The sequence below is a fragment of the Nonomuraea sp. NPDC049269 genome (assembly GCF_043197155.1).
Taxonomy (GTDB): domain Bacteria; phylum Actinomycetota; class Actinomycetes; order Streptosporangiales; family Streptosporangiaceae; genus Nonomuraea.
In genome coordinates this window covers 572,408-596,470 of the sequence record NZ_JBICSO010000005.1, presented here as the reverse complement: position 1 = coordinate 596,470, position 24,063 = coordinate 572,408, and the positions used below count along the sequence as shown (strand labels likewise).

Below are 24,063 nucleotides of genomic sequence, written 5' to 3'. Positions count from 1 at the left end.
CTTTCTGTAAGCGCTTCCACAACCGACGATGTAAGCGCTTACAGAAAGGCAGTGTGTCAGGCGTGTCAACTTCTCGTACAGACCCCGCCCGGTAACGGTGAGGTTACGCCGACGCGGGGTAGGCGGCAGGCATGCTCTTTGGCAAGGAACACGTCCAGCGCTATCAGGAGACCGACGGCGCCGAGGGACACGACTGGAACAACACCGTGACCCTCCTTCTGACCACCAAGGGTCGTAAGTCCGGCAAGGCCTACACGACGCCGCTGATCTACCAGCGGCACGGACGCGACCACGTCGTCGTCGCCTCCAAGGGCGGCGATCCGGACCACCCCGACTGGTACAAGAACCTGCAGGCCGATCCCGAGGTCGGGGTGCAGGTGAAGGCCGACAAGTTCAGGGCCCGCGCGCGTACCGCCACGGACGAGGAACGGCCCGAACTGTGGCGGTTGATGGCCGCCACCTGGCCCGACTACGACAACTACCAGCAGAAGACCGATCGGAAGATCCCGATCGTCGTCCTCGAATCCATCAACACCTGACCGGTGCGACCGCCCCGTCCTCGTACGGCGGGGCGGGTGGACCACCGGGAAGGGGCGTGATCGATGATGGATCGCATGAGCCGCGAACATCACTACAGCGTCAGCGTCACCTGGACCGGCAACCGGGGCGAGGGCACCTCCGGCTATCGCTCCTTCGGCCGCGAGCACGAGGTGGCGGCCGAGGGCAAGCCCGCCCTGCCCGGGTCGGCCGATCCCGCTTTCCGCGGCGACCCCGCTCGCTGGAACCCGGAGGAGCTGCTGGTGGCGTCGCTGTCGCAGTGCCACATGCTGTGGTATCTCCACCTGTGCTCGCTCAACGGCATCGTCGTGACCTCCTACGTCGACGAGCCGACGGGCACCATGGTCGTGGACTCCAGCGGCGGCGGCCGCTTCTCCGAGGTCACCCTGCACCCCACGGTCATGATCACCACGCGGAGCCTGCACGACAAGGCCATGGAACTGCACGCCGAGGCGAACAAGCTCTGCTTCATCGCCAACTCCACCAACTTCCCCATCCACCACGAGCCAGTGATCCTCGACGCCTGAGATCACGGAAGCCACGGTCAACGAGACGCACGTAACGGCGGCGAGCCGGTGAGGCGGAGGAGCGTGCCCCTGGAGGGCCGGTCACCCGCGTCGGCGGGTGGGGCCGGCCCATGCCTGCCGTAAAAATAATGACCTAGAACGTCACCAACGGATCCCCGACGAAGTCGGCGATGAAGTTGACGAAGAAGAAGCCAAAGAACAGGAAGTTCAGGAGCAAGATCACATAGTGCCACGGCCGGGGACGGGCGGGCCGGGGCAGCCTGCTGTTCAGGTAGATCAGCAGGAACGGGTAGATCAGCGCGCCCAGGTTCGACATGTTGGCCGACCACTCCACCAGCCCGACCGGCAGCGAGAGGTGGATGACGACCGAAATGATCACCAGCAGCACGATCATGAACGGGTAGTAGAAGCGGCGCGGGTCACCCTCGATCAGCCCGCGCAGCCGGGGGCTGGTGGCGTGCGCCGCGTCCGTCATGACCCTGACCATGGCCTCGAAGATGCCTAACTGGGTGGAGAACAGGATCAGCACCCCCAGCACCAGCGCCACATAGAACAGCGCCGGACCGTACTCGTCGCCGAGCACCCCGGCCACGAACGTCGGCACGTTCGCCCGCGTGGGCTTCTGGCCCGACATGGTGACCGCCTGCGACATGAGCAGCGTCGGCAGCAGCATGCCGAGGATGGCGCCGACGAAGAACACCCCCCACATGTCGGTGAGCAGCAGCCGGTACCACCTGCGCCACAGCCCGCGGTTGCGGTCGTCGTCGGGGAAGGTGACGCCGCTGGCCAGGATCTCGCTCCGCTCGCCGCGCATCCCCGACAGGAATCCGGCGCGATAGCCCATGCCGTAACCCTTGTCCCGGTAGTGGCCCATGACGTACCAGTTCAGGCCGGAGGCCAGGGCTGTGAACCCGGCCAGGCCGCCGAGCTGGGTCGCCGTGATGCCCGCGGGCGGGGCGGCCGGGGTGACGAAGCCGCGGATGCCCTCCCACCACTGGCTCCACGGCACGATGAGCAGGTCCACGGCGAGCAGGGCGAGGAGGATGGCGCTGACCATCATCCAGTTCGCCAGCTCCAGCACGCGGCTGATCCGCTTGGCCAGGGCAGTGATCAGGAAGACCAGCACCAGCAGCGCGATGGCCCACAGCCGCGGCTCCTCGGCGTCGGCGGGCGCGACGGCGCCGTGGACGAGCGCGTAGACGCCCTGTCCCGCCGAGGCGGCCCACCCGCCCGCGATGAAGGCGAAGATCACCACGAGGACCGACAGCGGGACCCAGAGCTTCCAGCCCGGCGGCACCCGGCCCCAGCCGACCACGGGGGTCTCGCCGGTGGCGACGACGTAGCGGGAGCACTCGACGTTGTAGAACGTCTGGAGGAGGGCGGAGACCAGAATGACCCAGCCGACGCCGACGAAGCCGTACTGCCCCACGTTCAGCGGCCCGAGCAGCCACTCGCCGCTGCCGATGGAGATGCCGAGGGCGATCAGGCTGGGCCCGATCGCGTACTTGACCAGCTCTTTCGGGCCGATCTTGGAGACCTTGAACACCTCTTCCGGGGTGGGCAGGTCTGTGACGGTGAGATCCGGGCGGCTTACTCCGAGTGGATGCGACATGTCAGGGCCTCCTGCCGTTCAGGGTGATCCAGAACCCCACCGGCTACAAGACCCAATCCACGCGTGCGGAACGCTGCCGTGGGCCCTGGTCGTTGCCCAGGCATGGCTGACATCCCCTATGACAGAAAAGAACAGCTCAGGCAGATCGAGAGCGGGCTGCTGCCGGGCGAACAGATCATCGCGGTGTACGACGCCATCGGCACGGGGACGGGATTCCTGGGGCTGACCGATCGGCGGGTCATCGTCCAGGACAAGTCGTTCGCGGGCAAGCGCATCGCGATCACCAGCATCCCCTACAGCAAGATCTCGGCGGTGAGCGTGGTGAGCAACAAGTCGTTCGCCGGCGGGTTCTTCTCCTCGGGCGCGATCGCCATCCACGTCGGGACGCACACGTACGAAGTCGACTTCCGCGGCGACAACAAGGCGCATCACGTACACAACGTGATCTTGCATCACATATCGCGAACCTGACCGTCGTCGTAAGGGGCGCGGCGGCCCGGACTGACCTATCCTGCGGAGATCACGGGGTCACGCGAAGGGGGCGGGCTGGGTGAGCCGAGTCGCACGTGTCTGTACGGCGGGCCTGGCCGTGCTGGCGGTCACCGCCTGCACCGCCACTCCTCCGGCTCCCGCCTCGCCCCTCGGCACGGGCGCCGCCACCACCTCGCGTCCCGGCACGGCCGCGCCGAGTCCGGCCTCGACCCCTGGCACGTCGCCGGTGCCGGTGATCGGCAGTGACCTGCCCGCGCTCCCCGCCAAGCCCGCCGTCTGCGTCCAGCCACCGGCCGATACCGACGACCTCCGCCCGGCGAAGGCCGAGCCTGGCTGGCGTGCCGTGGCCACCGACGAGGGCTACGGCACGCTCCACGATCTCGCCGTCGGCCGGGACGGCGCCGTCTGGGCCACCCACCTCACCCAGCGCCTGGCGGCCGAGTCCGTGGAGACGACCTTCGCGGGCCTGCGGCGATGGGACGGCAAGCGGTGGACGTCGTACTCGCTGCCGGGCGTCCAGGTCACCGCGCTCGGCGCGACCTCCGCGGCCAACGCCTGGGTGTTCGGCCTGGCGGACGGCAGGTCCGGGCTCGTCGGCGCGTTCCAGGGTGACAGGTGGACGGCGCAGCGGCTCACCGGGCGGCTCGGCGACACGTTCGGCGCGGGCGGCACGGCGGCGCGCGGCGCCTGGGCGGTCAGTGGCCGCTCGGCGCTGTGGTGGAACGGCTCCACCTGGCAGCACCACGATCTCCCGGCCCCCGCCGGCGCGGTGGGCGGCGGCAGCGGGAGCGGCGGCGGCTCGGGCAACAGCGGTGGTAACAAACGCGGCGGCGACATGTGGACGGTCAGCGGGCCACTGGTCGACCAGGGACCGGCCGCCCGCTGGAACGGCGCGGCCTGGCAGCGGGTCGGCGTGCCCGCGCTCGGCCTGCCGGCCAAGGCGGAGTCCCCGCGGGTCCGGCTCAGCGACGTCGTGGTGCTCGGGCCGGCCGACGTGTGGGTGGTCGGCGGGGTGTCGTGGCTGGTGCCCGGTGAGTTCTCCAAGAACGACGAGCCGTTGGAGCGCTCCCGCCCGGTCGCCCTGCACTGGGACGGCGGCACGTGGCGGTGCCGGTGGGGCGCGCTCGGTTCCACGTTCACCCAGGCCGAGCCGGACGGCCGGGACGGCATGTGGGTGCTCGACTCGACCGGGTCGCGCCTCCTGCACTTCGCCGGCGGACGCTGGACGTCGCAGACCCTCGACGGCACGATCGACGCCCTCGCCCAGCGCCCCGGCACCACCCAGGTCTACGCGGCCGGCTCCTCCCATCCCGAGAAGGGCCTGGCCCGCGCCATGCTCTGGCGTACCCGCTGACCCTGTCCTCTCAGGCGCGAAGCGAGGTGTAGAGGTCCATGGTCCTGTGCGCGATGCGTTCCCAGGAGAAGTGCTCGACGGCCCTGGCCCGCCCGGCCACCCCCATCCGCGTGGCCCGCGCCGGACTCTCCAGCAGTTCGTTGACCCGCTCGGCGAAGTCGGCGGCGAAGCGCTCGGGGTCGTGCGGCGTCCCGTCGGCGCCCTGGTCGATCGGCACCAGCAGCCCCGTCTCCCCGCCGGCCACCACCTCGGGGATGCCGCCGGTCGCCGTCGCCACCACGGCCGTCTCGCAGGCCATCGCCTCCAGGTTCACGATCCCCATCGGCTCGTACACCGACGGGCACACGAACACCGACGCGTGCGTGAGCAGCTGGATCACCTCGATCTTGGGCAGCATCTCGGAGATCCAGATCACCCCGTCGCGCTGCCGGCCGAGGTCGCGCACCAGGCCCGTCACCTCGGCCTCGATCTCCGGCGTGTCGGGCGCGCCCGCGCAGAGCACGATCTGCGCGCCGGCGTCGAAGGACCGCGCCGCGTGCAGGAGGTGGACCAGCCCCTTCTGCCGGGTGATGCGCCCGACGAAGATGGCGTACGGTCTGGCCGGGTCCACGCCGTGCTTCTTGAGGACGTCGTCGCCCCGGTCCGGGGCGTATTCGGCGGTGTCGATGCCGTTGTGGATGACGCTCACCCGCTCGTGCGGGATCTCGGGATAGGCGGCGAGTACGTCGCGCCGCATCCCCTCCGAGACCGCGATGACCGCGTCGGCGCCGGCCAGGGCGGTCCGTTCGGCCCAGGAGGAGATGGTGTAGCCGCCGCCCAGTTGCTCGGCCTTCCAGGGCCGGAGCGGTTCGAGACTGTGCGTGGTGATGACATGCGGGACCCCGTGCAGCATTTTCGCGACATGCCCGGCAAAGTTGGCATACCAGGTATGCGAGTGAACCACCCCGGCGCCCTCGCACGCGGCGGCCATCTCCAGGTCCACCCCGAGCACCTGAAGGGCCGCGTTGGCCGCCTGAAGCCCGGTGGGCACCCGGTAGGCGGAGACGCCCGGCTCGTCCCGCGGGGCCCCGAAGCACCGCACCCGGACGTCGGCCAGCCGCCGCAGCTCTCTGGCCAGATATTCCATGTGCACCCCGGCACCGCCGTACACCTCTGGCGGATACTCCCGGGTGAGCAGATCAACGCGCATGACACGACCTTACGATCCTCGGGTGGTTTCAGGCACGTGCGGTGTTCGATGGGCGATTCGTCGATAGATCGGCATTTTGAGGGTAGCGTCACGGATATGAGGTCCCGGAGGGTTCTTGCGGTCGTACTGGCAGGTGGAGAGGGAAAGAGGCTCATGCCGCTCACAGCGGATCGAGCCAAACCGGCTGTGCCGTTCGGCGGCATGTATCGGCTCATCGATTTCGTGCTGTCCAACCTGGCCAACGGCGGCTACCTGCAGATCGTCGTCCTGACCCAGTACAAGAATCACAGTCTCGACCGCCACATCTCCCGCACCTGGCGGCTGACGGCGATGCTCGGCAACTACGTGACGCCGGTCCCCGCGCAGCAGCGGCTGGGCCCGCGATGGTTCTCCGGCTCGGCCGACGCGCTGTTCCAGAACCTGAACCTGATCTACGACGAGATGCCCGAGCACGTGATCGTGTTCGGGGCCGACCACATCTACCGTATGGACCCGCGGCAGATGGTCGAGCAGCACGAGGACTCCGGTGCGGACGTGACGGTGGCGGCGATCCGGCAGCCGATATCGCTGGCCGACCAGTTCGGCGTCATCGAGACCGACCCTCAGGGGCGGCGGATCGTCGCGTTCCGGGAGAAGCCCAAGGACGCGGTGGGGCTCGCCGACTCCCCCGACGAGGTGTTCGCCTCGATGGGCAACTACGTGTTCAAGACCCAGGCGATGATCGACGCGCTGCGGGAGGACGCCCTCGACCCCACAAGCAAGCACGACCTGGGCGGAAATATCATCCCAATGCTCGTCAAGTCCGGTGGGGCGGACGTGTACGACTTCGCGAACAACGTGGTGCCGGGTTCGAGCGAGCGCGACCGGGGCTACTGGCGCGACGTGGGCACGCTCGACGCCTACTACGAGGCGCACATGGACCTCATCTCGGCGCACCCGATCTTCAACCTCTACAACGACAAGTGGCCGATCCACACCGGGCACGACCCGCTGCCACCGGCCAAGTTCGTGCACAACGACGGCGACCGGGTGGGCCGGGCGCTCGACTCGCTCGTGTCACCCGGCGTGATCGTGTCCGGCGGCACGGCGAACCGGTCGATCCTGTCGCCCAGGGTCGTGCTGCACTCGCACTCGCTGGTCGAGGACTCCGTACTGATGGAGAACGTCAAGGTCGGCAGGGGCGCGATCGTGCGCAAGGCGATCATCGACAAGAACGTGGTGATCCCCGACGGCGCGCGGATCGGCTTCGACCTGGACTATGACCGCACCCGGTTCGCGCTGACCAGGGGCGGGATCGTGGTCATCGGCAAGAACGAGATCGTCGACCGCTGACCCTCACCGGGGCAGGCTGAGCAACCGGTCGACCAGCGTCCTGGCATGGTCGGCGCCGACCGGCCGGTTGAAGAAGATCACATGATAGTAGAGCGGCGCGATCACCACCTCCATCAACTCCAGCAGCGTGGGCGGGCTCTCGCCGCGCGCCGCCGCCCGCTCCAGCATGCCCTGGAGCTGCACGGCCCGGTCCGTCAAGTACGGCTGGTTGTCGTCCGGGACGCGGGTGCCGACCTGGGCGGCCCTGACGTAAAGAGGCCCCAGTGGCCCCGCCACGTCCGCCGCGACCTGAACGGCGTAGGCCTCCAGGTCGCCGCGCAGCGTGCCCGTGTCGGGCACCGGTGAACCCTTCGAAAGCCGCTCGGTCACCACATCGTCCATGAGCGCGCCGAGCGTGCCCCAGCGCCGGTAGAGGGTCGCCTGGTGCACACCGGAACGTTCCGCCACCCGGGCGATGCTCAGTCTGTCCCAGTCCTCCTTGCCCAGCAGGTCGAGGACGGCTTCATGCACCGCCGTACGGACTCTCGCGCTGCGGCCGCCGGGCCGGCGTACAGGTTCCATGCCACTAACCCTAACGCGAATTCTCTTGCGTTAGAGCCCTCCGCCGTGGTTACCTTGGGGCGAGATTTTTCGCGTTAAGGAATCTGAGCATGCGCCTTGCCCCGCATCTCTGACCGACTGGAAAGGACCTTCATATGAACCGCTCCGTGCTCAAGGTGGCGCTCTGGGATGTACTCCCCAGCGTCGCCGCCTACTACCTGCTGCGCGCGTTACACATGAGCGAGTACGCCGCCCTGCTCTCGGCCACGGCCGTCGGCCTCTTACGCACCGCCTATGTCGGCGCCAGGGAACGGCGCCTGGACGGTTACGCGGCGTTCATGTGCCTGATCTTCGGCCTCGGCCTGGTCCTGTCCTTCGTCACCGGGGACGAGCGCCTCATGCTGGCGGTCAAGTCGATCACCACGGCGGTCATCGCCGCCGTCCTCGTCGCCACCTGCGTGACTGGCCGCCCCGCCGCCTTCCCCCTGGCCAAACGCTTCGGCGCCGAGGACGCCGCCACCGCCGCCCGCTGGGACGCCCTCTATCTGGCCGAGCCCACGTTCCGCCGCATCTACTTCGTCATGACCCTGACCTGGGCGGCGGCCTTCCTCACCGAGTCGGTGATCCGGATCCCGCTCATCTATCTGCTGCCGGTGGACGTGATGGCCGGCCTGTCGACAGTCCTGCTGCTCGGCACCCTCGCGCTCATCGCGGTCTGGAGCGCCTGGTACGGGAAGCGCGGCGAGGCGGCCCTTTCCGTGAGTTGACCAAAGATCGGCCACGGAGCGTACTTGATTGATATCGTTCCGTGACATGCCATCCCCCGCGCATGACACACTCAATGCGCTCTTCCGCAACCGTCCGGCATTCGCCGTCGAGATCCTCCGGGATGTCTTCGACGTCGACCTGCCCACGGACATACTCGTTGAGGTCGCCGGAAGCGACTTCAACGACCGCCTCTCCCTGGACTTCCAGGCCGACACGGTGATCACCATAGGACCGCGCCAGGACCCGATCTATGGGGTCATCGTCGAGATCCAGCAGGACCCCAAGGATCCCAAACGCACGGCCTGGGCGCGCTACGCGGCGGCGCTTTGGCTGCAGCTGAAGTGCCCGGTGGTGGTGCTGGCCCTCTGCCCCGACGCCCGCGTCGCGACGTGGGCGGCGGAGCCGATCGTCACCAGCCTGCCCGGCTTCGTCCTCCAGCCCCGAGTCTTCGGGCCGGACCGGATCCCCGTCATCACCGATCATGTCCAAGCCGCGGACTGTCTCGAACTCGCCGCCATGTCCGTGATGATGCACGGCCAGCAGAGAACCGTGACAGAGGCCTTCATGACGGCCCTGGACAAGCTCCCCGAAGGTGACTCTCTGCAGTACTATGAATACGCATACAGACTGGCTTCACTCGCCACCCGGCGCGTTATGGAGGAGATCATGTCGCTTGCCGTTTGGCCGGTATACAGCCCCTTCGCCAAAGGGCTGGTCAGCAAAGGCGAAGCTACCGCTCTGATCAGGATCCTCAAAGCACGCGACATCAGCGTGCCCCAAGACGCTCACGACCGCATCACCCAATGCACGGACCTCGACCAAATAGAAGAGTGGATCGACCGAGCAGCCACCGCGACGACGCTCGATGACGTCCTCGCCCCTAATACTGCTTGACGCTGTAGTCATACCGGCAAGGCAGCGGATGCTCCGCCCTGACCCGTGCCCGCCCCGTCGGATTCAGCCGCTCATGGTAATCCCACCAGAGCTCGTCCAACGTGTCCTCCCCCTCTCGCAGATCGTCCACCACCAGGCCGGTCTCCAGCACTCGCCCGGCCCGCCCGACATCCCCCGCGTCCAGGGCGGCGCGGCATTCCAGCAGGCGGATCCGGCCGTGCCAGCGGTCCTTGGGGCCGAGTTTGTCGATCAGGACGAGGGCGGCGTCCGGGCGGCCGGCGGCGAGGAAAGCGGCAAGGGTCTCGATGGTGAGGGGGCGCAACCGGGGCGACAGCGCGTGGGCCCGCTCGTACAGGTCCGCGGCCCGCGAAGGATCGAGCACGGCCAGGTTGCGCAACGCCCACGCGTTCTCGGCGCAGGTCAGGGAACGTTCCCACGCGGCCCGCGCCCCGGCGTGGTCGCCGTCGTGATAGAGGTTCACGCCCAGGTGGAGCAGGGTGAACCAGGTGCCGCCCGATTCCTCGACCGACTTCTCCAGCAGCGCGCGCCATTCGGGGCCGACGGTGTAGGAGGAGGGGGGCAGAGCGGGGGCGGGTGTGGGGATCGAGCCCTTGCGCACCAGCGCGAGCCACGACTGCTGGTCCCGGCCGATCGTCCAGTCGGCGAAGGGCGTGCCCGGCAGGTTGAGCACCCGGCTGCGCCGCTTGGCCAGGGCCCGGCGCTCCAGCGCGCCCCAGCCGCTGCCTACGTGCAGGACCTCCGCGGGCACGGCCGACGCGAGCTGTACGGCCTGCTCGTGCGCCGCCTGGAGCCGGTCGCGGGAGATCAGCCGGTCCACGGCCCGGCCCACGTGGCCGAGCGCGTCGGGCCAGGGGCCGTGCACGCGCGCGGGGTCGCCCTGGAGCAGGCCGTACGCCTCGGTCCAGGCGAGGGAGGAGCGGGCGGGCAGCCGTACGTGCTCCAGCTGGGTGCGGGTGAGTCCGGCCTGGATCTCCAGGTAGGGCCGGTCGGGGCCGGACAGCCAGTCCTGCCAGTTGCGGCCCGCCGCGCCGGTGCCCCAGCGGAAGTGCTTGCGACCGCGCAGCAAGTCAGTGGAGACCTGCGCGAGCCCGCCGCCGTCCTGGTCGAGGGCGGCGATCCAGCGGCGTTCGGCGCGGGGCAGCTCGTAGAAGAAGTCGGCGGCCTGCTCGTTGCGGGCCGGGTAGGACTGGTCGGCCTCGCGCCAGCGCGGCACCGGCACGCGCCGCAGCATCCCGTCGTAGGAGAAGTGGTAGGCCTGACAGGCGGGCGCCAGCACCCGGCTGCCCGGCGTCTGCGGCACCGCCGCGTTCGACCACCAGTAGACCGGGGCATCCACCGCCGAAGGGTTATAAATCCGGACGTGTACCAGGAGCACCGGCGACTCGGGCGGCAGGCTGACGTCGAGCTGGTAGACCAGCCGCCGCATCCGTTCCCACTCGTACATCCGCAGCACCGGCACCCCGTCGGGCCTGGTCACCCGGACGGCGTGGACGGGCGCGCAGGCCAGGGCGGTGTGCCCGAACGTGCCGAGGTTCCACTCCACTCCCCCGGCGAACCACGCGTTACGCAGCCCGAGGTTGGCCAGTTGCAGGTGGGGTGGCTTGTGCAGGAGTTCGCGGCCGGTCGGCAGGTGCACCAGCGAGCGCAGCCGCCCTCCGTACTCCAGCAGGAACTCCGCGCGCAGCACCGAGTTCTCCAGCACCGCCGTCTTCAGCTCCCGCTCCTCGCGCTCGCGGCCGTAGCCGTCCTGGAAGGTGTACGGCAGGAGCGAGTCGGCGTGCCCGTAAGCCAGCTGGGCCGCCATCTCGGCGTCGGCCGCGGCCGTCCTCAGCCCACCGCGTGGATCGGGCAGCGTGCGCAGCGGCGGCAGCGGGTTCTCCGGGCCCAGCGGGGAGACGGGGAGCACGACCGAGGATGTCCGTAGCATTTGGCGAGTATTTTCCCATAAAACCGTCCTATAAGAGCTTCCGTCGGGTTTCGGGCATGATTGAACAGTGAACCGGTACGAACGCTGGAACTTGCTGTTAGAGCTCGTCGCCGAGGCCGGCCGACTGGACGTGTCGGAGACGGCGCGGAAGCTCGGCGTGTCCGCGGCCACGATCAGACGCGACTTCGACGAGCTCGCCGACCAGCAGTTGCTGAGCAGGACCAGGGGCGGCGTCATCGCGCACAGCGTCTCCTACGACCTGCCGCAGCGCTACAAGGTCGCCCAGCACGCGCCGGACAACCAGCGCATCGCCTCGGCGGCGGCGGCCCTGGTGCCGGTGGGGGCCACGATCGGGCTCAACGGCGGCACCACCACGACCGAGGTGGCCAGGGTTCTGGCCAACCGCCCCGACCCGCCTTCCGGCCGCCGCGGTCCGGCCTTCACCTTGGTGACCAACGCCCTGAACATCGCCCACGAGCTGGCCGTGCGGCCGCATCTGCACGTGGTCACCACGGGCGGCTCCGCCCGCGCCGAGTCGTACGAGCTGGTGGGCCCGGTGGCGACGGGCATGCTGGCGGACGTCGCGCTCGATGTGGCGGTGCTCGGTGTCGACGCGCTCGACGTGAAGCACGGCGCCAGCGCCCACGGGGAGGGCGAGGCGGCCGTCAACCGGCTGATGGCCGCGAAGGCCCGTCAGGTGATCGTGGTGGCCGACAGCTCGAAGCTGGGCCGCCGGGCGTTCGCCCTGGTCTGCCCGCTGAACCAGATCAACATCCTGGTGACGGACTCCGCCGCCCCGGCCGAGCTGACCGCCCAGTTCGCCGACGCCGGCCTCCGGGTCATCCGTGTCTGAGACGGGTCTGAGACGGGTCTGAGACGGACGCGCCCCACGCCGAGATCTGATCGTTTCCCGCACCTCCGCGGACTCTCACCGCTAGGCTTCCCGCTCTGTGCTTGACGCCAGGAAACGGGATAAGTCAGGAGATTGGGGGAATCCGGATGCTGATCGCACTCGGCGTGGTCGCCGTGCTGATCGTCGGGGTCGTTCTGTGGTGGAAGTTCCGCGACCCGCTCAGGGGTGAGGACTTCTACAAGTTCCACGTGGAGCGCAAGTGGGCGTGGGAGCTCGTGCTCACCGAGGAGCAGGAGCAGGCCTTCATGGCCGGCCTGGAGGCGTACGACGACGAGAACACCGTCTTCCCGCATCGGGAGGCGGGGGCGTTGCACGTCTACCACCCGTCGATGATGGTCTCGCTGTTCCTGCTGACCGAGCAGTTCGCCGCGATGGGCCCGGGGGCGCTCGCGGATCCGGCGGGCGCCGTACGGCACCTCCTCGACCGGGCCGCGCAGGCGGAGGTCGCCGGCGTGCTGCACCTCGACGACGACTGGATCGAGGAGCCGGTCGACGGCATGGACAAGTACGACTTCACCCGCGAGATGGGGATGGCCACGCACGCGCAGGGCGTCGACGGGGGCGTCGGCGGCTATGGGAACGAGGACTCCGGCTACGGCATGCTCACCGTGCTGACCGAGGTGCCGGAGCATGTGCGGCGCATGTACGACGACGCGCACAGCCATGCCGCGCCCGGTGAGATCCGCAACCGCCTCGACGTCTACAAGGCGGTGATCGAGGAGCCGGAGCCCGAGTTCGTCGCGGGGCTGGAGCGCGCCGACGCCGAGCAGAGCCGGTTCACCAACACGCTGATGTACGACTACGGCCGAGTGCTCGCCGAATATCGGCTGGCTCGCCCGCAGATGCCGCATGCCCAGCCCGTGGATGTCATGTCCGCGGCCCTGGCGCGGATGCTCGCCGAGCAACGGCCCGGCATCACCTGGACGCGGCCCCCGTCGCGGCAGCAGCACGAGCGCGCCCTGCAGTTGATCTCAACCCGAGGCTGAGCCCCAGCGCCGACGTCCCGGAAAGCGCTGGAACCTGCCCGTGAAGACCCGTACGTTCCCCGCCCCGCCGGCCAGGTCGGCCGCCCATCGGACCGCCGTCTTCAGTGACGGTTCGGGGGCGTGGTAGGCCCGGTCGGCCGACCACCACCAGGCCTTCTCCCGGCGCGGCTCGGCGGCCAGCCCGGCCGCCGCCAGCCCCGCCGGGTGACCGGCCCGTTTCCAGAGCTCCTGCCACTGCCCGCGGCGCAGGTTCAGGTAGAGCAGGCCCTTCAGCTCGCCGAGCACGCCGAGGTCGCGTACGGCGGCGCGGGACAGATCCAGCGCGTACACCCGCGGGCAGGACAGCAGCGGCGCCAGGTCCACGGGCCGCTCGGTGCGCAGCGTCAGCGACCGCAGCGCGGCGTGGCCCTCCAGCGGCGCGAGGTCGACCCCGTCCATGGCCAGATCGAGCAGCTCCACCGGGGTGTCGCGCAGCGGCGTCAGGTCGGCGCCCGGGCAGTTGTCCACCGTCACCTCCCACAGCATCGGCGCGCCGCGCACGGCCCCGAAGTCGACCCAGGGGGCGTTGACCACCGACAGGCGCTGGATCCGCGGGTGCCAGCCCCGGATGGAGGCCGCGTCGGGACCGGCGACCGTCAGCGAGCGGGATTCCTCGTAGGCGTAGCGGTTCGGCTTCGCCATGTCGCCGAGCTCGATCCACAGCTCGCCGTGCTCGGCCGAGTAGGCGCCGGCCTCCAGGGCGGCGACGTGCCGCCGCAGCAGACTGGTCACCGAGTCGGCGACGTAGACCGGGCCGCCGTCGTGGTGCAGCCCCATGCGGATGACCTGACCCGGCCGCCCCGCCGGGCCGGGCGCCATGTCCACCGCCAGGAAGTCGCCCCCGGTGGTGGTGGCGAACGGGATCCAGCACGGGTGGTCGGACGCCCGCCGCATCGCCAGCGGGGGGCCGACCTCGGTGATGAGCGGCTGGACCAGATGATGGCGCCAGCTCCGCCCGGCGGCCCACCAGCGGTTCTCCGGACGGCTCTGGCTCTCCAGCTGTTCCAGGCCGAACCAGGGGTGCCGGTCCAGGAGGCCCTCACCGCCGTCGCCGTCGACCAGCTCGTAAAGGGCGCGCAGGTCGTCGGGGAGCGTCACGCCGTACCGGACGCGGAGCTGGGCCTCGAGCCAGGCGCGGCGCGCTTCGGGGATCGCGGGCGGCGGCGCGTACTTGTCCCCGCTCGGGCCGCCCAGGACCCGCTCGCGCTCGCGTAAGTAGGCGCCGAGCAGCGCGACGGCCTCCTTCGGGTCTCCCGCCGGCCGGCGATCCGACCGGTCCTGCTGGAACTCCGCGGGCTCGACCGGCAGCACCTCCCGATCGAGTATATAGAGGTAGCCGCGCTCTTCGTGCTCCATGCGGTCCAGCGACTCGCTGATCACCGCCTCGAACCGCCCCCTGGCCGCGACCGTCAACTCGATGGTGAGGTGATCGCCCGTCGCCCCCGTCAGGGTGTAGAGGGCGCACATCTCCGGATGCAGGTCGATCTCGCCCGTGTCGGCTCCGCTCGGCTCGAATCTCAGGCCGCGGTGGCCGGACCCGTCCGAGCCTGTCGCGAACCCCCGCAGCTCGGCCCGCCGCCACCCCGCGGGCGCCCCGGCCGCGATCTTCCCGGCCATGGTACGGAGCACATCGGCGATCTCGGAGTCACGATCATCGGTCACAGGACATACCTAATCATCGGAAACACCCCCCTCTGCCACACAGCGCATGATGATTACCGAGCGTATCCAGTGGACACGTAGCGTCATACACGATGTCGTACCGCCGGAAGTAGGACCCCATGCAAGGAGGCGATGCCGAACCGCCGGCGAAGGCGTTGCGGACGCCGCGCGCCGCGGGCGCGGCGGGGATCCTCGCCGCCCTGCCGCTGGGCGGTGCCATGATCCTGGTGCGCCTGGCGGTGCCCGCCCGGCCGCTCGACGCGGCCGCCTATCTCGCCGACACCACCGCCCACAACGCCCTGCGGGTGGCGCTGATCCTCCTGCCGTTCGGCGGGATCTTCTTCCTGTGGTTCATGGGCGCCATACGGGACTCCATCGGAGCGCGGGAAGACCGGTTCTTCGCCACGGTCTTCTTCGGCGCCGGACTGCTCTTCGTGGCGATGCTCTTCGTCTTCGGCGCGACGGCGACCGCCTTCCTGGCCACGATCGACACGATGCGGACCCCGCCCCAGCCCACGGACTTCTGGCACTACGGGCGGCACCTCACGCTGAGCCTGCTCACCGAGTACGCGCCGCGGATGGCCGCCGTGTTCACCCTGACGACCACGACCATCGGCACCCGGCTCGGCCTCCTTCCCCGCTGGCTGTCCTGGCTCGGCTACCTCGTCGGGCTGGTGCTCCTCCTGGTCGTCAGCAGGGTCGCCTGGTCGGAGCTCGCGTTCCCGTTCTGGATCCTGATCGTCGGCTGCTATCTGCTCGTCGCCCGCGACCGGTTCCGGATGATCTCCGGCAAGATGCCCGGCTCATGACCCTCGACCACGAGGAGCTGGGTAAGGGCCTTTCAGATCGGCTCGACGGGGAGTGTTGCTGTGAGAGTTGTCGTTGATCTCACGCGCTGTCAGGGGTACGGGCAGTGCGTCTTCCTGGCGCCAGACGTGTTCACGATGCCCGGCCAGGAAGCGCTCCTGTACGACACCGGCCCGGACGACGACCAGCGCGAGCACGTGCTGCGGGCGGCCGCGGCCTGCCCGGTCCAGGCCATTCACGTCGGCCGGATGGCCACCCAGCACAGAACCATGCGGCCCGAGATGGTCCCCGCCCCGACGGGCGGTGACGGGGAGTTCAAGCGCAACGGCCGCATCGTCATCGTCGGCGCCTCCCTGGCCGGCGGCCGGGCCGCCGGGGTGCTGCGGAGAGACGGCTTCACGGGCTCGCTGACCCTGGTCGGGGACGAGCCGCACCAGCCGTACGACCGGCCACCGCTGTCCAAGCAGGTGCTGTCGGGCAAGGTGCCCGCCGAACGCACCCTGCTCCCCCACCTTCGCGAACCGGACGTCGAATGGCTGCCGAGCACCAAGGCGACCGGACTGGACCTCTCCGCCCAGCGGGTGCGGCTGGCCGACGGCCGGGAACTCGGCTTCGACAAGTTGCTGATCGCCACCGGCGCGCGGGCCAGGCCGTGGCCGAAGGAGCAGGAGGCGGCGCTCGACGGCGTGTACGTCCTGCGCACGCTGGATGAGGCACACCGGATGCGGCAGCGGCTGGTCGCCGGGGTCAACCGGGTGCTGGTCATCGGGGCGGGATTCACCGGGTCGGAGGTGGCCTCGGTCTGCCGCGAGCTCGGCCTGCCGGTGACCGTCGTCGACCACGGGCCCGTTCCGCTGAACGGCGCGCTGGGCAAGGTGATCGGCGCGGTGGCGGCGGACATGCAGCGCGCGGCCGGCGTGGACCTGCGCTGCGGGGTCACGGTCGCCTCGCTCGACGGAGACGCGGACGGGCGGCTGATCGGGGCCCGGCTGTCCGACGGCAGCACCGTCGAGGCCGACATGGCGGTGGTCGCGCTCGGCGCGATCCGCAACGTGGAATGGCTGGAGGGCTCGGGGCTGGCGGCCGGTGTGTGGGGGGTGGCCACCGACGCGGGCTGCCGCGCCTTCGACATCAACGGCCTGGTCACCGACAACGTGTTCGCCGCCGGTGACGTGGCGCGGTTCCCGCATCCGGTGTACCACTACCAGTTCGTCGCGCTGGAGCACTGGGGCAACGCCGTCGCCCAGGCCGAGGTCGCCGCGCACAACATGATCAGCGACCAGGCTCATCGCTGGCCGCATCTGTCGTTGCCGGTGTTCTGGTCCAACCAGTTCGGCACCAACATCAAGTCGGTCGGCGTACCGAGCTTCGCCGACGAGCTGGTGATCGCGCAGGGCTCGGTGGCCGAGCGCCGGTTCGTCGCCGTCTATGGCTACCGGGGCAGGATCACCGCCGCGGTCACCTTCGACCAGGCGATGTGGGTGGACTTCTACCGGCGCCTGATCGAACAGGCCGCGCCGTTCCCGCCGGACTTCCGCACGGTCGACCGGCGCGACGGGATGCGGCCCGTGCCGGCCGAGGTCCCGCAGCGGATCAAGCCCGCCGAAGGAGCGACCGTGGTGGTGACCGGTCATGATCCGGCCGAACGCCGCGTCGCGCTCGTACGCCCCCAACGGTAAGACCATCTCGACAAAGGGAGGCAGCCTCGTGGAGCCGGCCAGCATCTTCGCGCAGATTCACCAGTTCGCCAACCGGGCCGACCCGTACCCGCTGTACGCCGAGCTGCGCAGGACACCTGTGGCGCGGCAGGAGGACGGCAGCTATGTCGTCAGCACGTACGAGGAGATCGTCGCGCTGCTGCACGATCCGCGGGTCAGCTCGGACCGCCGCAATCTCGCCGACGCGCCCCCTTCCGAGGGGCTGCCACCCTCCTTCATCGCCACCGATCCGCCCGAGCATGACCGGCTCCGGCGCCTGGCCATGCGTCATTTCGGGCCGCCCCATTCGCCGCGCAAGGTGGAGAGCCTGCGCGGGGAGCTGCTCGAGATCGTCACAGGGCTGATCGACGGCATCGCGGACCGGACCGAGGCCGACATCGTCGACGACGTCGCCTACCCGTTCCCGGTCACGGTGATCTGCCGCCTGCTCGGCGTGCCCGTGGAGGACGAACCCCGCTTCCACAAGTGGGCGGACGAGATCGTGGAGACCCTCGGCCCCGGGGAGGACGACAGGGAGGAGCGGCTCAAGAGACGGCAGGCCACCGTGGTCACGCTGGGCCAGTACCTGGGCGAGCTCGCCGAGGCCCACCGCAAGGACCCGGGCGATGACCTCCTGTCCGGGCTGGTCACCGATGACGGCCCCGACGGGTCGATGTCGCACCTAGAGGTGATCTCGACCGCCGCGCTGTTGCTGATCGCCGGGCACGAGACCACGGTCAACCTCATCACCAACGGGATGCTCACCCTGCTGCGTAACCCGTGGCTGATCGAACGGCTCCGCCAGGAGCCGGACCTGATCATCCACACCGTCGAGGAACTGCTGCGCTACGAGCCGCCCGTGCACTTCCTGTCCCAGCGCGTCGCCCTCGACGACATCACGATCGCGGGTGTCACCATCCCGAAGGGTTCGCCCATCGTCCTCGCCCTCGCCTCGGGCAGCCGCGACCCCGCGCACCTGCGGGATCCCGACCGCTTCGATCCTGACCGCCCCTACATTCAGCACCTCGGTTTCGGGGGCGGGGTCCACCACTGCTTCGGCGCTCCGCTGGCCCGCCTGGAGGCCCAGATCGCGCTCCGCGAGCTCGCGCACCGGCTGGTGAATCCCCGCCTGGTCACCGATCCGCCGCCCTACCGCCCCAGCTCCACCCTGAGAGGTCCGCGTCACCTTCTTGTCGCGTACGACCGGGTGCTGCCGTACAAGCCGATCACGTGACTACAGGGACTCGAGCCAGGTTTCGATGGTGTGGGCCATGGACGGCGCCTCGCCCTCCAGCATCGTGAAGTGATCGCCCTTCACCTCCTGGGCGGTGTGCTTCGTGTGCCAGGAGGCACGCCACTCCCCGGTGGGGGAGGGCGCCAGCGGCGTGTCCGGATTGATGAACAGGATGGGTGCCGTCACTTCTCCCAGCTCGCATTCGCGGAACAGCTTGTAGTAGCGGCCCATCGCCGAGAGCCGCGCGTTGGTGAACGGCCCGAAGGAGTCCTCTCGCTCGAACATGCCCTCGACCATCTGCGCCCCGAGGTCGTCGACCACCTGGCTGTCGGCCAGGAAGGTGTCGAGCAGGATCAGGCCGGCCGGGTGGACCCCCATCTCCTCCAGGTATCCGGCCGCGGCGTGCGCGAAGATCCCACCGGCGCAGTAGCCGAGGAGCGCGAACGGTCTCCCGTCGGCCGCGTCGCGGACGCTCCGCGCCCAGGTGCGTACGGCGGCTTCGGCCGTACCGGGCAGGCTCTCCTCGGGCGCGAAGCCGAGGACGGGCAGGGCGAAGAGGTCGCGCAGACCCTGGAAGTTCGCCGCGAGCCGGGCGAACTGGGCGGCTCCCCCCAGCGCCATGGGCGTGCTGAAGCAGAACAGGGCAGGTTCGCCGGGACCGGTCGCCAGCTTGAGCGCCGGCGGGATGGCGGCGAGTTCGTCCGGCGCGTCGAAGGACGGCCGCAGCTCGGCCACGGCGCGCAGCACGGCCAGGCCCTCGTGCGTCTTGCCCGCGCGGGCCGCCTCCCCGAACAGCGCGCTGAGGCTGTCGCCCGAGTGCGGGTCGCCGGTCCGCGGGCCGCCGAACTCCTCCGACAGGTGCCTGGCCAGGGCGGAGGGGCTGGGGTGGTCGAAGACCACGGTGGCGGGCATGCGCAGTCCGGTGGCGCCGGCGAGGCTGTTCCGCAGTTCGACTGAGGTCAGTGAGTCGAATCCGGCTTCGAGGAAGTTCTGGTCGGGGTCGATCGAGTCGGGACCGGAATGACCGAGCACCTTCGCGGTGTGCGCCCGCACCAGGTCGCGCAGCCGGTCGACGCGCTCGTCCGCCGCAAGTCCGGACAGTTCTGCCACGAGTGACGGCTCCTGACCGGCCGCTTCGCCGTCGGCGTCCAGGACCGCCTGTACGTCGGGCAGCGCGCGAAGCAGCGGCCGCGGCCTGGCGAGGGTGAACACTGAGGCGAACCGGCTCCAGTCGATGTCGGCCACCACGCGGTGGGATTCGTCGTGGTCGAGGACCTTCTCCAGCGCGGTCACCGCCGCGTCGGGCTCCATGACGCGTACGCCGAGCCGGCGCAGCCGCGCGCCGACCGGCTCGTCCACCATGCCGCCGCCGCCCCAGGCGCCCCACGCGACCGAGGTGGCCGGGAGCCCGCGGGCACGGCGCGCGTGGGCCAGCGCGTCCAGGAACGCGTTGGCTCCCGCGTAGGCGGCCTGTCCCGCCTGGCCCCACACCGCGGAGCCGGAGGAGAACAGGACGAATCGCTCCACCGGATGGCCGATCGACAGCTCGTCGAGGAGCAGCGCTCCCGCGATCTTGCCCTCGGCCGTCTCGGCGAACTCCGCGATCGTGCTGTCGGCGAGCAGCGTGTCGTCGCGTACGACGCCGGCCGCGTGCACGATCGCGGTCAGCGGCTGACCGTCGGGCAGCGCGTCGAGCACGCGGCGCAGCCCTTCGCGGTCGGCGACGTCACAAGCGGCCACGGTGACCTTGGCGCCGAGCGCCGTCAGCTCGGCTTCCAGCTCGGCGACGCCCTCGACGGCCCGGCCCCGGCGGCTGACCAGCGCGAGGTGCTCGGCGCCGCGGGCCGCCAGCCAGCGGGCGACCCGCGCGCCGACACCGCCGGTGCCGCCGGTGACGAGCACCGTGCCGTGCGGCCGCCAAGGGGCCTCGGGCGTCGCGTCGCCCAGTGGCGCGCGCTCCATCCGCCGGGCGAAGACGCCCGCCGCCCGTACCGCCAACTGATCCTCGCCGTCCCGCCCGGACAGCGCGCCGCACAGGCGGGCGACGGCACGTTCGTCCGGTTCGGCGGGTACGTCGATCAGGCCGCCCCAGGTGTCTGGGTGGTCCAGGGCGAGGACGGTGCCGATGCCCCACACCACCGCCTGGGAGGGGGACCGGAGTTCGGCCGCCTGCTCCACGGCCACCGCGCCCGAGGTGAGCGCCCACAGCGGCGCGGAGATCTCCGCGTCGCCGAGCGCCTGCACCAGCGTGACGGTCATGACCGAGCCGCGGGACAGGACGGGGTGGGCCGGGTGGGCGCGGTCGTCGAGCGCCAGCAGGGAGAGCACGCCGGTCGGCGGCTCCTCGGGGAGCGCGTCGCGCAGGGTACGCGCGAGCGCGGCCCGGTCCTGGTCCCCCACCTGGATCGGCACCACATGGGCGCCCGCCTTGGCCAGCCCGTTGACGACCGACGTCGCCCGCGTGTCGGCACCGTCGAGCGTCGGCAGGGCGACGATCCAGGATGTTCCGGTCAGCGTCGCGTCGGCCGCCTCCCGTACCGGCCGCCAGGCCACCCGGTAGCGCCAGGAGTCCAGCGTCGCCGCCTGCCGCCGCTGCCTCCGCCACGCCGACAGCGCCGGCAGCACCTCGGCCAGGGCGGCCGGGTCCACCTCGGCGAACCGTGGCACGTCGCCCCGGTCCACCGCCGCCCAGAAATCGGCTTCGTCGGGGTCGGCGCTCGGGGTGGCGGCGCTCGCGGCCTCCAGCCAGTAGCGTTCGCGCTGGAAGGCGTAGGTCGGCAGGTCCACCCGGCGGGCGCCGGGGTAGACGGCGGACCAGTCCACGCCGACGCCGCGTACGTGCAGCTCGGCGAGCGAGGCGAGCATGCGGGCCTGACCGCCGTCCTCGCGGCGGAGCGTGCCGCTGACCACGGCGTCGCGGTCGAGGGCGTCGAGGGTCTCCTGGACGCCCATGGTGAGCACCGGGTGCGGGCTGGTCTCGACGAAGACCGCGTGACCCTGGGCGACGAGCGCGTGGACGGCCGCGTCGAACCGCACGGTCTGCCGCAGGTTGGCGTGCCAGTACGCGGCGTCGAGCCCGGCGGTGTCGATCCAGTCGCCGGTCACCGTCGAGATCATCGGCACGTCGCCCGTGCGCGGCCTGATCGGCCCGAGGTCCTGCAGCAGGCGCTCACGCAGCTCGTCGACCTGGGCCGAGTGTGAGGCGTAGTCGACCGGGATCAGCTTGGCCCGGATCCCTTCGGCGGTGAGCTCCGCGACCAGTTCGCCGAGCGCGCCGGGTGACCCGGAGACCACGGCCGAGCGTGCTCCATTGACCGCGGCCAGGGAGTAGTCACCCGGTCGCCGGTCAAGGCGCGCGGTCAGCTCTTCGACGGGCAGCCCGACGGACGCCATGCCGCCCCGGCCCGCGAGCACGGCGCCGATGGCCTGGCTGCGCAGGGCGACCACGCGGGCGCCGTCCTCCAGGGACAGGCCACCCGCCACCGTGGCAGCGGCGATCTCGCCTTGGGAGTGGCCGATCACCGCGTCGGGGCGCACGCCGTACGAACGCCACAGCCCGGCCAGCGCCACCATGACCGCCCACAGCAGCGGCTGGACCACGTCCACCCGCTCCAGCGGGGGCGTGCCGGGCGCGCCGCGGAGCACCCGGGCCGGGGACCAGTCCACGAACGGGGTGAGAGCGCGCTCGCAGGCGGCGAAGTGCTCGGCGAAGACCGGCGACTCGTCGAGCAGTTGGGTGGCCATGCCCGCCCACTGCGACCCCTGACCCGGGAAGACGAACACCGTCTTCCCCGGCACACCGGCCACCCCGCCGACCGCGCCGGAGACCTGCTCACCCGCGGCCATCCCGCGCACGGCCGCCAGCAGCTCGTCACGGTCCCGTCCGACGACGGCGGCGCGATGCCGGTACGCCGTCCGCGTCGTGGCCAGGGAGAACCCGACATCGGCGACGGGCTGACCGGGGTGCCGCGCCACATGCGCGCCAAGCCGATCGAGCTGAGCCCGCAGAGCGGCCTGGCTCTTGGCCGACACCACCCACGCGACCGCAGCAGGCGATGCGACCCCGGCCGGGGTGGCGTCGTCCGCCGACGGCGTGGCCCCGGTCGGGGCGGCATCGTCCGCCGGGGCCTGTTCCAGGATCACGTGCGCGTTCGTGCCGCTGACGCCGAAGGCGGACACGCCGGCCCGTCGGGGGCCGCCGCTGTCCGGCCAGTCGACGGCCTCGGTCAGGAGCCGGACGTTGCCCGCGGTCCAGTCCACGTGCGACGAGGGCGCGGACACGTGCAGCGTCTTGGGCAGGAGGCCCGCCCGCATGGCCAGCACCGCCTTGATCACACCGGCGACACCGGCGGCGGACTGGGTGTGGCCGATGTTCGACTTGATCGACCCCAGCCACAGCGGCCGGTCGGCGGGGCGGTCGGCACCGTAGGTGGCCAGCAGCGCCTGCGCCTCGATGGGATCGCCCAGGGTGGTGCCGGTGCCGTGCGCCTCGACGAAGTCCACGTCGGCGGCCGCGATCCCGGCATCGGCCAGCGCGCGCCGGATGACCCGCTGCTGGGACACCCCGTTCGGGGCGGACAGGCCGTTGCTGGCGCCGTCCTGGTTGATCGCGGACCCGCGCACGACCGCCAGGACCGGATGACCGTTGCGGCGCGCGTCGGACAACCGCTCCAGCAGCAGCAGGCCGGCGCCCTCGCCCCAGCCGGTGCCGTCGGCGTCGTCGGAGAAGGCCTTGCACCGCCCGTCGGGCGCCAGGCCGCGCTGGCGGCTGAATTCCACGAAGATGTCGGGGGTGGGCATGACGGTCACCCCACCGGCGAGCGCGAGCGTGCTCTCCCCGCCGCGCAGCGACTCGCACGCCCAGTGCAGCGCCACCAGCGACGACGAGCACGCCGTGTCGATGGTGGCCGCGGGGCCCTTGAGCCCGAACACGTAGGAGATCCGGCCCGAGATCACCGCGGTGGAGTTGCCCGTCAGCAGGTGGCCCTCCGCGCCTTCGGCGGGCACGCCCAGGCTGCCGCCGTACCCGTCGGCGAAGGCGCCGACGAACACGCCGACCTGGCTGTCCTTCAGCGACCGCGGGTCGATGCCGCCCCGCTCGAACGCCTCCAGCGCCACCTCCAGCATCAGGCGCTGCTGGGGGTCGGCGGCCAGCGCCTCCCGGGGCGAGATGCCGAAGAATCCGGCGTCGAAGGCGGCGGCGTCGTGCAGGAACCCGCCCTCGCGGGTGTAGGTGGTTCCCGGACGGGTCAGATCCGGGTCGTAGAGCGTGGAAAGGTCCCAGCCCCGGTCGTCGGGGAACAACGACACACCGTCGCGGCCGTCCGCCACGAGTTGCCAGAGGTCCTCGGGACCATGGACGTCCCCGGGGAACCGGCAGCTCATGGCGACCACCGCGATCGGCTCGTGTTCGCGGGCCTCGGCCTCGCGGAGCCGTTCCCTCGTCTGCTGGAGATCGGCGGTCACCCGCCTGAGGTAGTCGAGGAGCTTCTGCTCGTCCGCCACGTCATG

At 70.7% G+C, this 24,063-nt stretch carries 18 protein-coding genes; 12 read left to right on the top strand and 6 right to left on the bottom strand.

The window, feature by feature from the left end; genetic code table 11:
- Positions 1 to 131 precede the first annotated feature (131 nt).
- Together ACGFNP_RS30090 and ACGFNP_RS30085 are read left to right on the top strand one after the other, a co-directional pair.
- Positions 132 to 539 (top strand): nitroreductase family deazaflavin-dependent oxidoreductase, encoded by a 408-nt coding sequence (locus ACGFNP_RS30090; RefSeq protein WP_358325151.1) that lies wholly within the window; start codon positions 132 to 134, stop codon positions 537 to 539.
- A gap of 75 nt (positions 540 to 614) precedes the next feature.
- Positions 615 to 1,085, top strand: a complete 471-nt coding sequence (locus ACGFNP_RS30085) for an OsmC family protein (protein WP_358325148.1) — start codon at positions 615 to 617, stop codon at positions 1,083 to 1,085.
- Between the two features lie 133 nt (positions 1,086 to 1,218).
- Here the strand turns inward: ACGFNP_RS30085 and ACGFNP_RS30080 are convergent, their stop codons facing one another.
- Positions 1,219 to 2,697 carry an Nramp family divalent metal transporter gene (locus ACGFNP_RS30080; RefSeq protein WP_393324685.1) on the bottom strand — a complete coding sequence of 493 codons (1,479 nt, stop codon included), beginning with the start codon at positions 2,695 to 2,697 and terminating at the stop codon, positions 1,219 to 1,221.
- A 102-nt stretch (positions 2,698 to 2,799) separates the two neighbouring features.
- Between ACGFNP_RS30080 and ACGFNP_RS30075 the strand changes: the two genes are divergently transcribed.
- Both ACGFNP_RS30075 and ACGFNP_RS30070 read left to right on the top strand, forming a co-directional pair.
- On the top strand, positions 2,800 to 3,168 hold the full coding sequence (locus ACGFNP_RS30075; protein WP_358325143.1) for a PH domain-containing protein: 369 nt from the start codon (positions 2,800 to 2,802) through the stop codon (positions 3,166 to 3,168).
- A gap of 79 nt (positions 3,169 to 3,247) precedes the next feature.
- Positions 3,248 to 4,543 carry a hypothetical protein gene (locus tag ACGFNP_RS30070; protein ID WP_393324683.1) on the top strand — a complete coding sequence of 432 codons (1,296 nt, stop codon included), beginning with the start codon at positions 3,248 to 3,250 and terminating at the stop codon, positions 4,541 to 4,543.
- A 10-nt stretch (positions 4,544 to 4,553) separates the two neighbouring features.
- Here the strand turns inward: ACGFNP_RS30070 and glgA are convergent, their stop codons facing one another.
- Entirely contained in the window at positions 4,554 to 5,732 is a 1,179-nt protein-coding gene (gene glgA, locus ACGFNP_RS30065; protein WP_358325136.1) for a glycogen synthase, read from the bottom strand.
- Between the two features lie 48 nt (positions 5,733 to 5,780).
- Here glgA and glgC point away from each other — a divergent pair, with 48 nt between their 5' ends.
- Positions 5,781 to 7,064, top strand: a complete 1,284-nt coding sequence (glgC, locus tag ACGFNP_RS30060; RefSeq protein WP_358325133.1) for a glucose-1-phosphate adenylyltransferase — start codon at positions 5,781 to 5,783, stop codon at positions 7,062 to 7,064.
- A 3-nt stretch (positions 7,065 to 7,067) separates the two neighbouring features.
- On the opposite strand, the gene ACGFNP_RS30055 is transcribed toward glgC, so the two are convergent.
- Complete coding sequence (locus ACGFNP_RS30055; protein ID WP_393324681.1) at positions 7,068 to 7,625, bottom strand: TetR/AcrR family transcriptional regulator C-terminal ligand-binding domain-containing protein; 558 nt, start codon at positions 7,623 to 7,625, stop codon at positions 7,068 to 7,070.
- A gap of 134 nt (positions 7,626 to 7,759) precedes the next feature.
- Here ACGFNP_RS30055 and ACGFNP_RS30050 point away from each other — a divergent pair, with 134 nt between their 5' ends.
- A complete protein-coding gene (locus ACGFNP_RS30050) occupies positions 7,760 to 8,371 on the top strand; it encodes a VC0807 family protein (RefSeq protein ID WP_393324679.1) in 612 nt (203 codons plus the stop codon).
- A 46-nt stretch (positions 8,372 to 8,417) separates the two neighbouring features.
- A complete protein-coding gene (locus tag ACGFNP_RS30045) occupies positions 8,418 to 9,266 on the top strand; it encodes a hypothetical protein (RefSeq protein WP_393324678.1) in 849 nt (282 codons plus the stop codon).
- Here the strand turns inward: ACGFNP_RS30045 and ACGFNP_RS30040 are convergent.
- Positions 9,253 to 11,214, bottom strand: coding sequence for a DUF5107 domain-containing protein (locus ACGFNP_RS30040; protein WP_358325120.1), 1,962 nt, complete (start codon positions 11,212 to 11,214; stop codon positions 9,253 to 9,255). The two genes, ACGFNP_RS30045 and ACGFNP_RS30040, sit on opposite strands and share 14 nt — an antisense overlap.
- 67 nt (positions 11,215 to 11,281) lie before the next feature.
- Between ACGFNP_RS30040 and ACGFNP_RS30035 the strand changes: the two genes are divergently transcribed.
- Together ACGFNP_RS30035 and ACGFNP_RS30030 are read left to right on the top strand one after the other, a co-directional pair.
- Positions 11,282 to 12,067, top strand: coding sequence for a DeoR/GlpR family DNA-binding transcription regulator (locus ACGFNP_RS30035; RefSeq protein WP_358325117.1), 786 nt, complete (start codon positions 11,282 to 11,284; stop codon positions 12,065 to 12,067).
- A 146-nt stretch (positions 12,068 to 12,213) separates the two neighbouring features.
- On the top strand, positions 12,214 to 13,113 hold the full coding sequence (locus ACGFNP_RS30030; protein ID WP_393324675.1) for a hypothetical protein: 900 nt from the start codon (positions 12,214 to 12,216) through the stop codon (positions 13,111 to 13,113).
- Here the strand turns inward: ACGFNP_RS30030 and ACGFNP_RS30025 are convergent.
- A complete protein-coding gene (locus tag ACGFNP_RS30025; RefSeq protein ID WP_393324673.1) occupies positions 13,099 to 14,814 on the bottom strand; it encodes an SMI1/KNR4 family protein in 1,716 nt (571 codons plus the stop codon). The genes ACGFNP_RS30030 and ACGFNP_RS30025 overlap by 15 nt on opposite strands.
- 119 nt (positions 14,815 to 14,933) lie before the next feature.
- On the opposite strand from ACGFNP_RS30025, the gene ACGFNP_RS30020 reads away from it, so the two are divergent.
- Genes ACGFNP_RS30020 through ACGFNP_RS30010 form a run of 3 tightly spaced genes read left to right on the top strand, consistent with a single transcriptional unit; the run spans position 14,934 to position 18,552 of the window.
- A complete protein-coding gene (locus tag ACGFNP_RS30020; protein WP_393324671.1) occupies positions 14,934 to 15,623 on the top strand; it encodes a hypothetical protein in 690 nt (229 codons plus the stop codon).
- Between the two features lie 60 nt (positions 15,624 to 15,683).
- Positions 15,684 to 17,300, top strand: coding sequence for an FAD-dependent oxidoreductase (locus ACGFNP_RS30015; RefSeq protein ID WP_393324669.1), 1,617 nt, complete (start codon positions 15,684 to 15,686; stop codon positions 17,298 to 17,300).
- Positions 17,254 to 18,552 carry a cytochrome P450 gene (locus tag ACGFNP_RS30010; protein ID WP_358325103.1) on the top strand — a complete coding sequence of 433 codons (1,299 nt, stop codon included), beginning with the start codon at positions 17,254 to 17,256 and terminating at the stop codon, positions 18,550 to 18,552. The genes ACGFNP_RS30015 and ACGFNP_RS30010 overlap by 47 nt, the downstream gene beginning before the upstream one ends.
- Here the strand turns inward: ACGFNP_RS30010 and ACGFNP_RS30005 are convergent, their stop codons facing one another.
- The gene (locus ACGFNP_RS30005; RefSeq protein ID WP_393324666.1) at positions 18,553 to 24,057 is read right to left on the bottom strand and encodes a type I polyketide synthase; all 5,505 of its coding nucleotides are present in this window, start codon (positions 24,055 to 24,057) and stop codon (positions 18,553 to 18,555) included.
- Positions 24,058 to 24,063: the final 6 nt, after the last annotated feature.

Bases quoted from the DNA above. Each gene is read 5' to 3' on its own strand.
- ACGFNP_RS30050 (WP_393324679.1), top strand. From the start codon at position 7,760: ATGAACCGCTCCGTGCTCAAGGTGGCGCTCTGGGATGTACTCCCCAGC.
- ACGFNP_RS30055 (WP_393324681.1), bottom strand. From the start codon at position 7,625: ATGGAACCTGTACGCCGGCCCGGCGGCCGCAGCGCGAGAGTCCGTACG.
- ACGFNP_RS30030 (WP_393324675.1), top strand. From the start codon at position 12,214: ATGCTGATCGCACTCGGCGTGGTCGCCGTGCTGATCGTCGGGGTCGTT.
- ACGFNP_RS30075 (WP_358325143.1), top strand. From the start codon at position 2,800: ATGGCTGACATCCCCTATGACAGAAAAGAACAGCTCAGGCAGATCGAG.
- ACGFNP_RS30020 (WP_393324671.1), top strand. From the start codon at position 14,934: ATGCAAGGAGGCGATGCCGAACCGCCGGCGAAGGCGTTGCGGACGCCG.
- ACGFNP_RS30010 (WP_358325103.1), top strand. From the start codon at position 17,254: ATGATCCGGCCGAACGCCGCGTCGCGCTCGTACGCCCCCAACGGTAAG.
- ACGFNP_RS30090 (WP_358325151.1), top strand. From the start codon at position 132: ATGCTCTTTGGCAAGGAACACGTCCAGCGCTATCAGGAGACCGACGGC.
- ACGFNP_RS30085 (WP_358325148.1), top strand. From the start codon at position 615: ATGAGCCGCGAACATCACTACAGCGTCAGCGTCACCTGGACCGGCAAC.
- glgA (WP_358325136.1), bottom strand. From the start codon at position 5,732: ATGCGCGTTGATCTGCTCACCCGGGAGTATCCGCCAGAGGTGTACGGC.
- glgC (WP_358325133.1), top strand. From the start codon at position 5,781: ATGGGCGATTCGTCGATAGATCGGCATTTTGAGGGTAGCGTCACGGAT.
- ACGFNP_RS30040 (WP_358325120.1), bottom strand. From the start codon at position 11,214: ATGCTACGGACATCCTCGGTCGTGCTCCCCGTCTCCCCGCTGGGCCCG.
- ACGFNP_RS30045 (WP_393324678.1), top strand. From the start codon at position 8,418: ATGCCATCCCCCGCGCATGACACACTCAATGCGCTCTTCCGCAACCGT.
- ACGFNP_RS30080 (WP_393324685.1), bottom strand. From the start codon at position 2,697: ATGTCGCATCCACTCGGAGTAAGCCGCCCGGATCTCACCGTCACAGAC.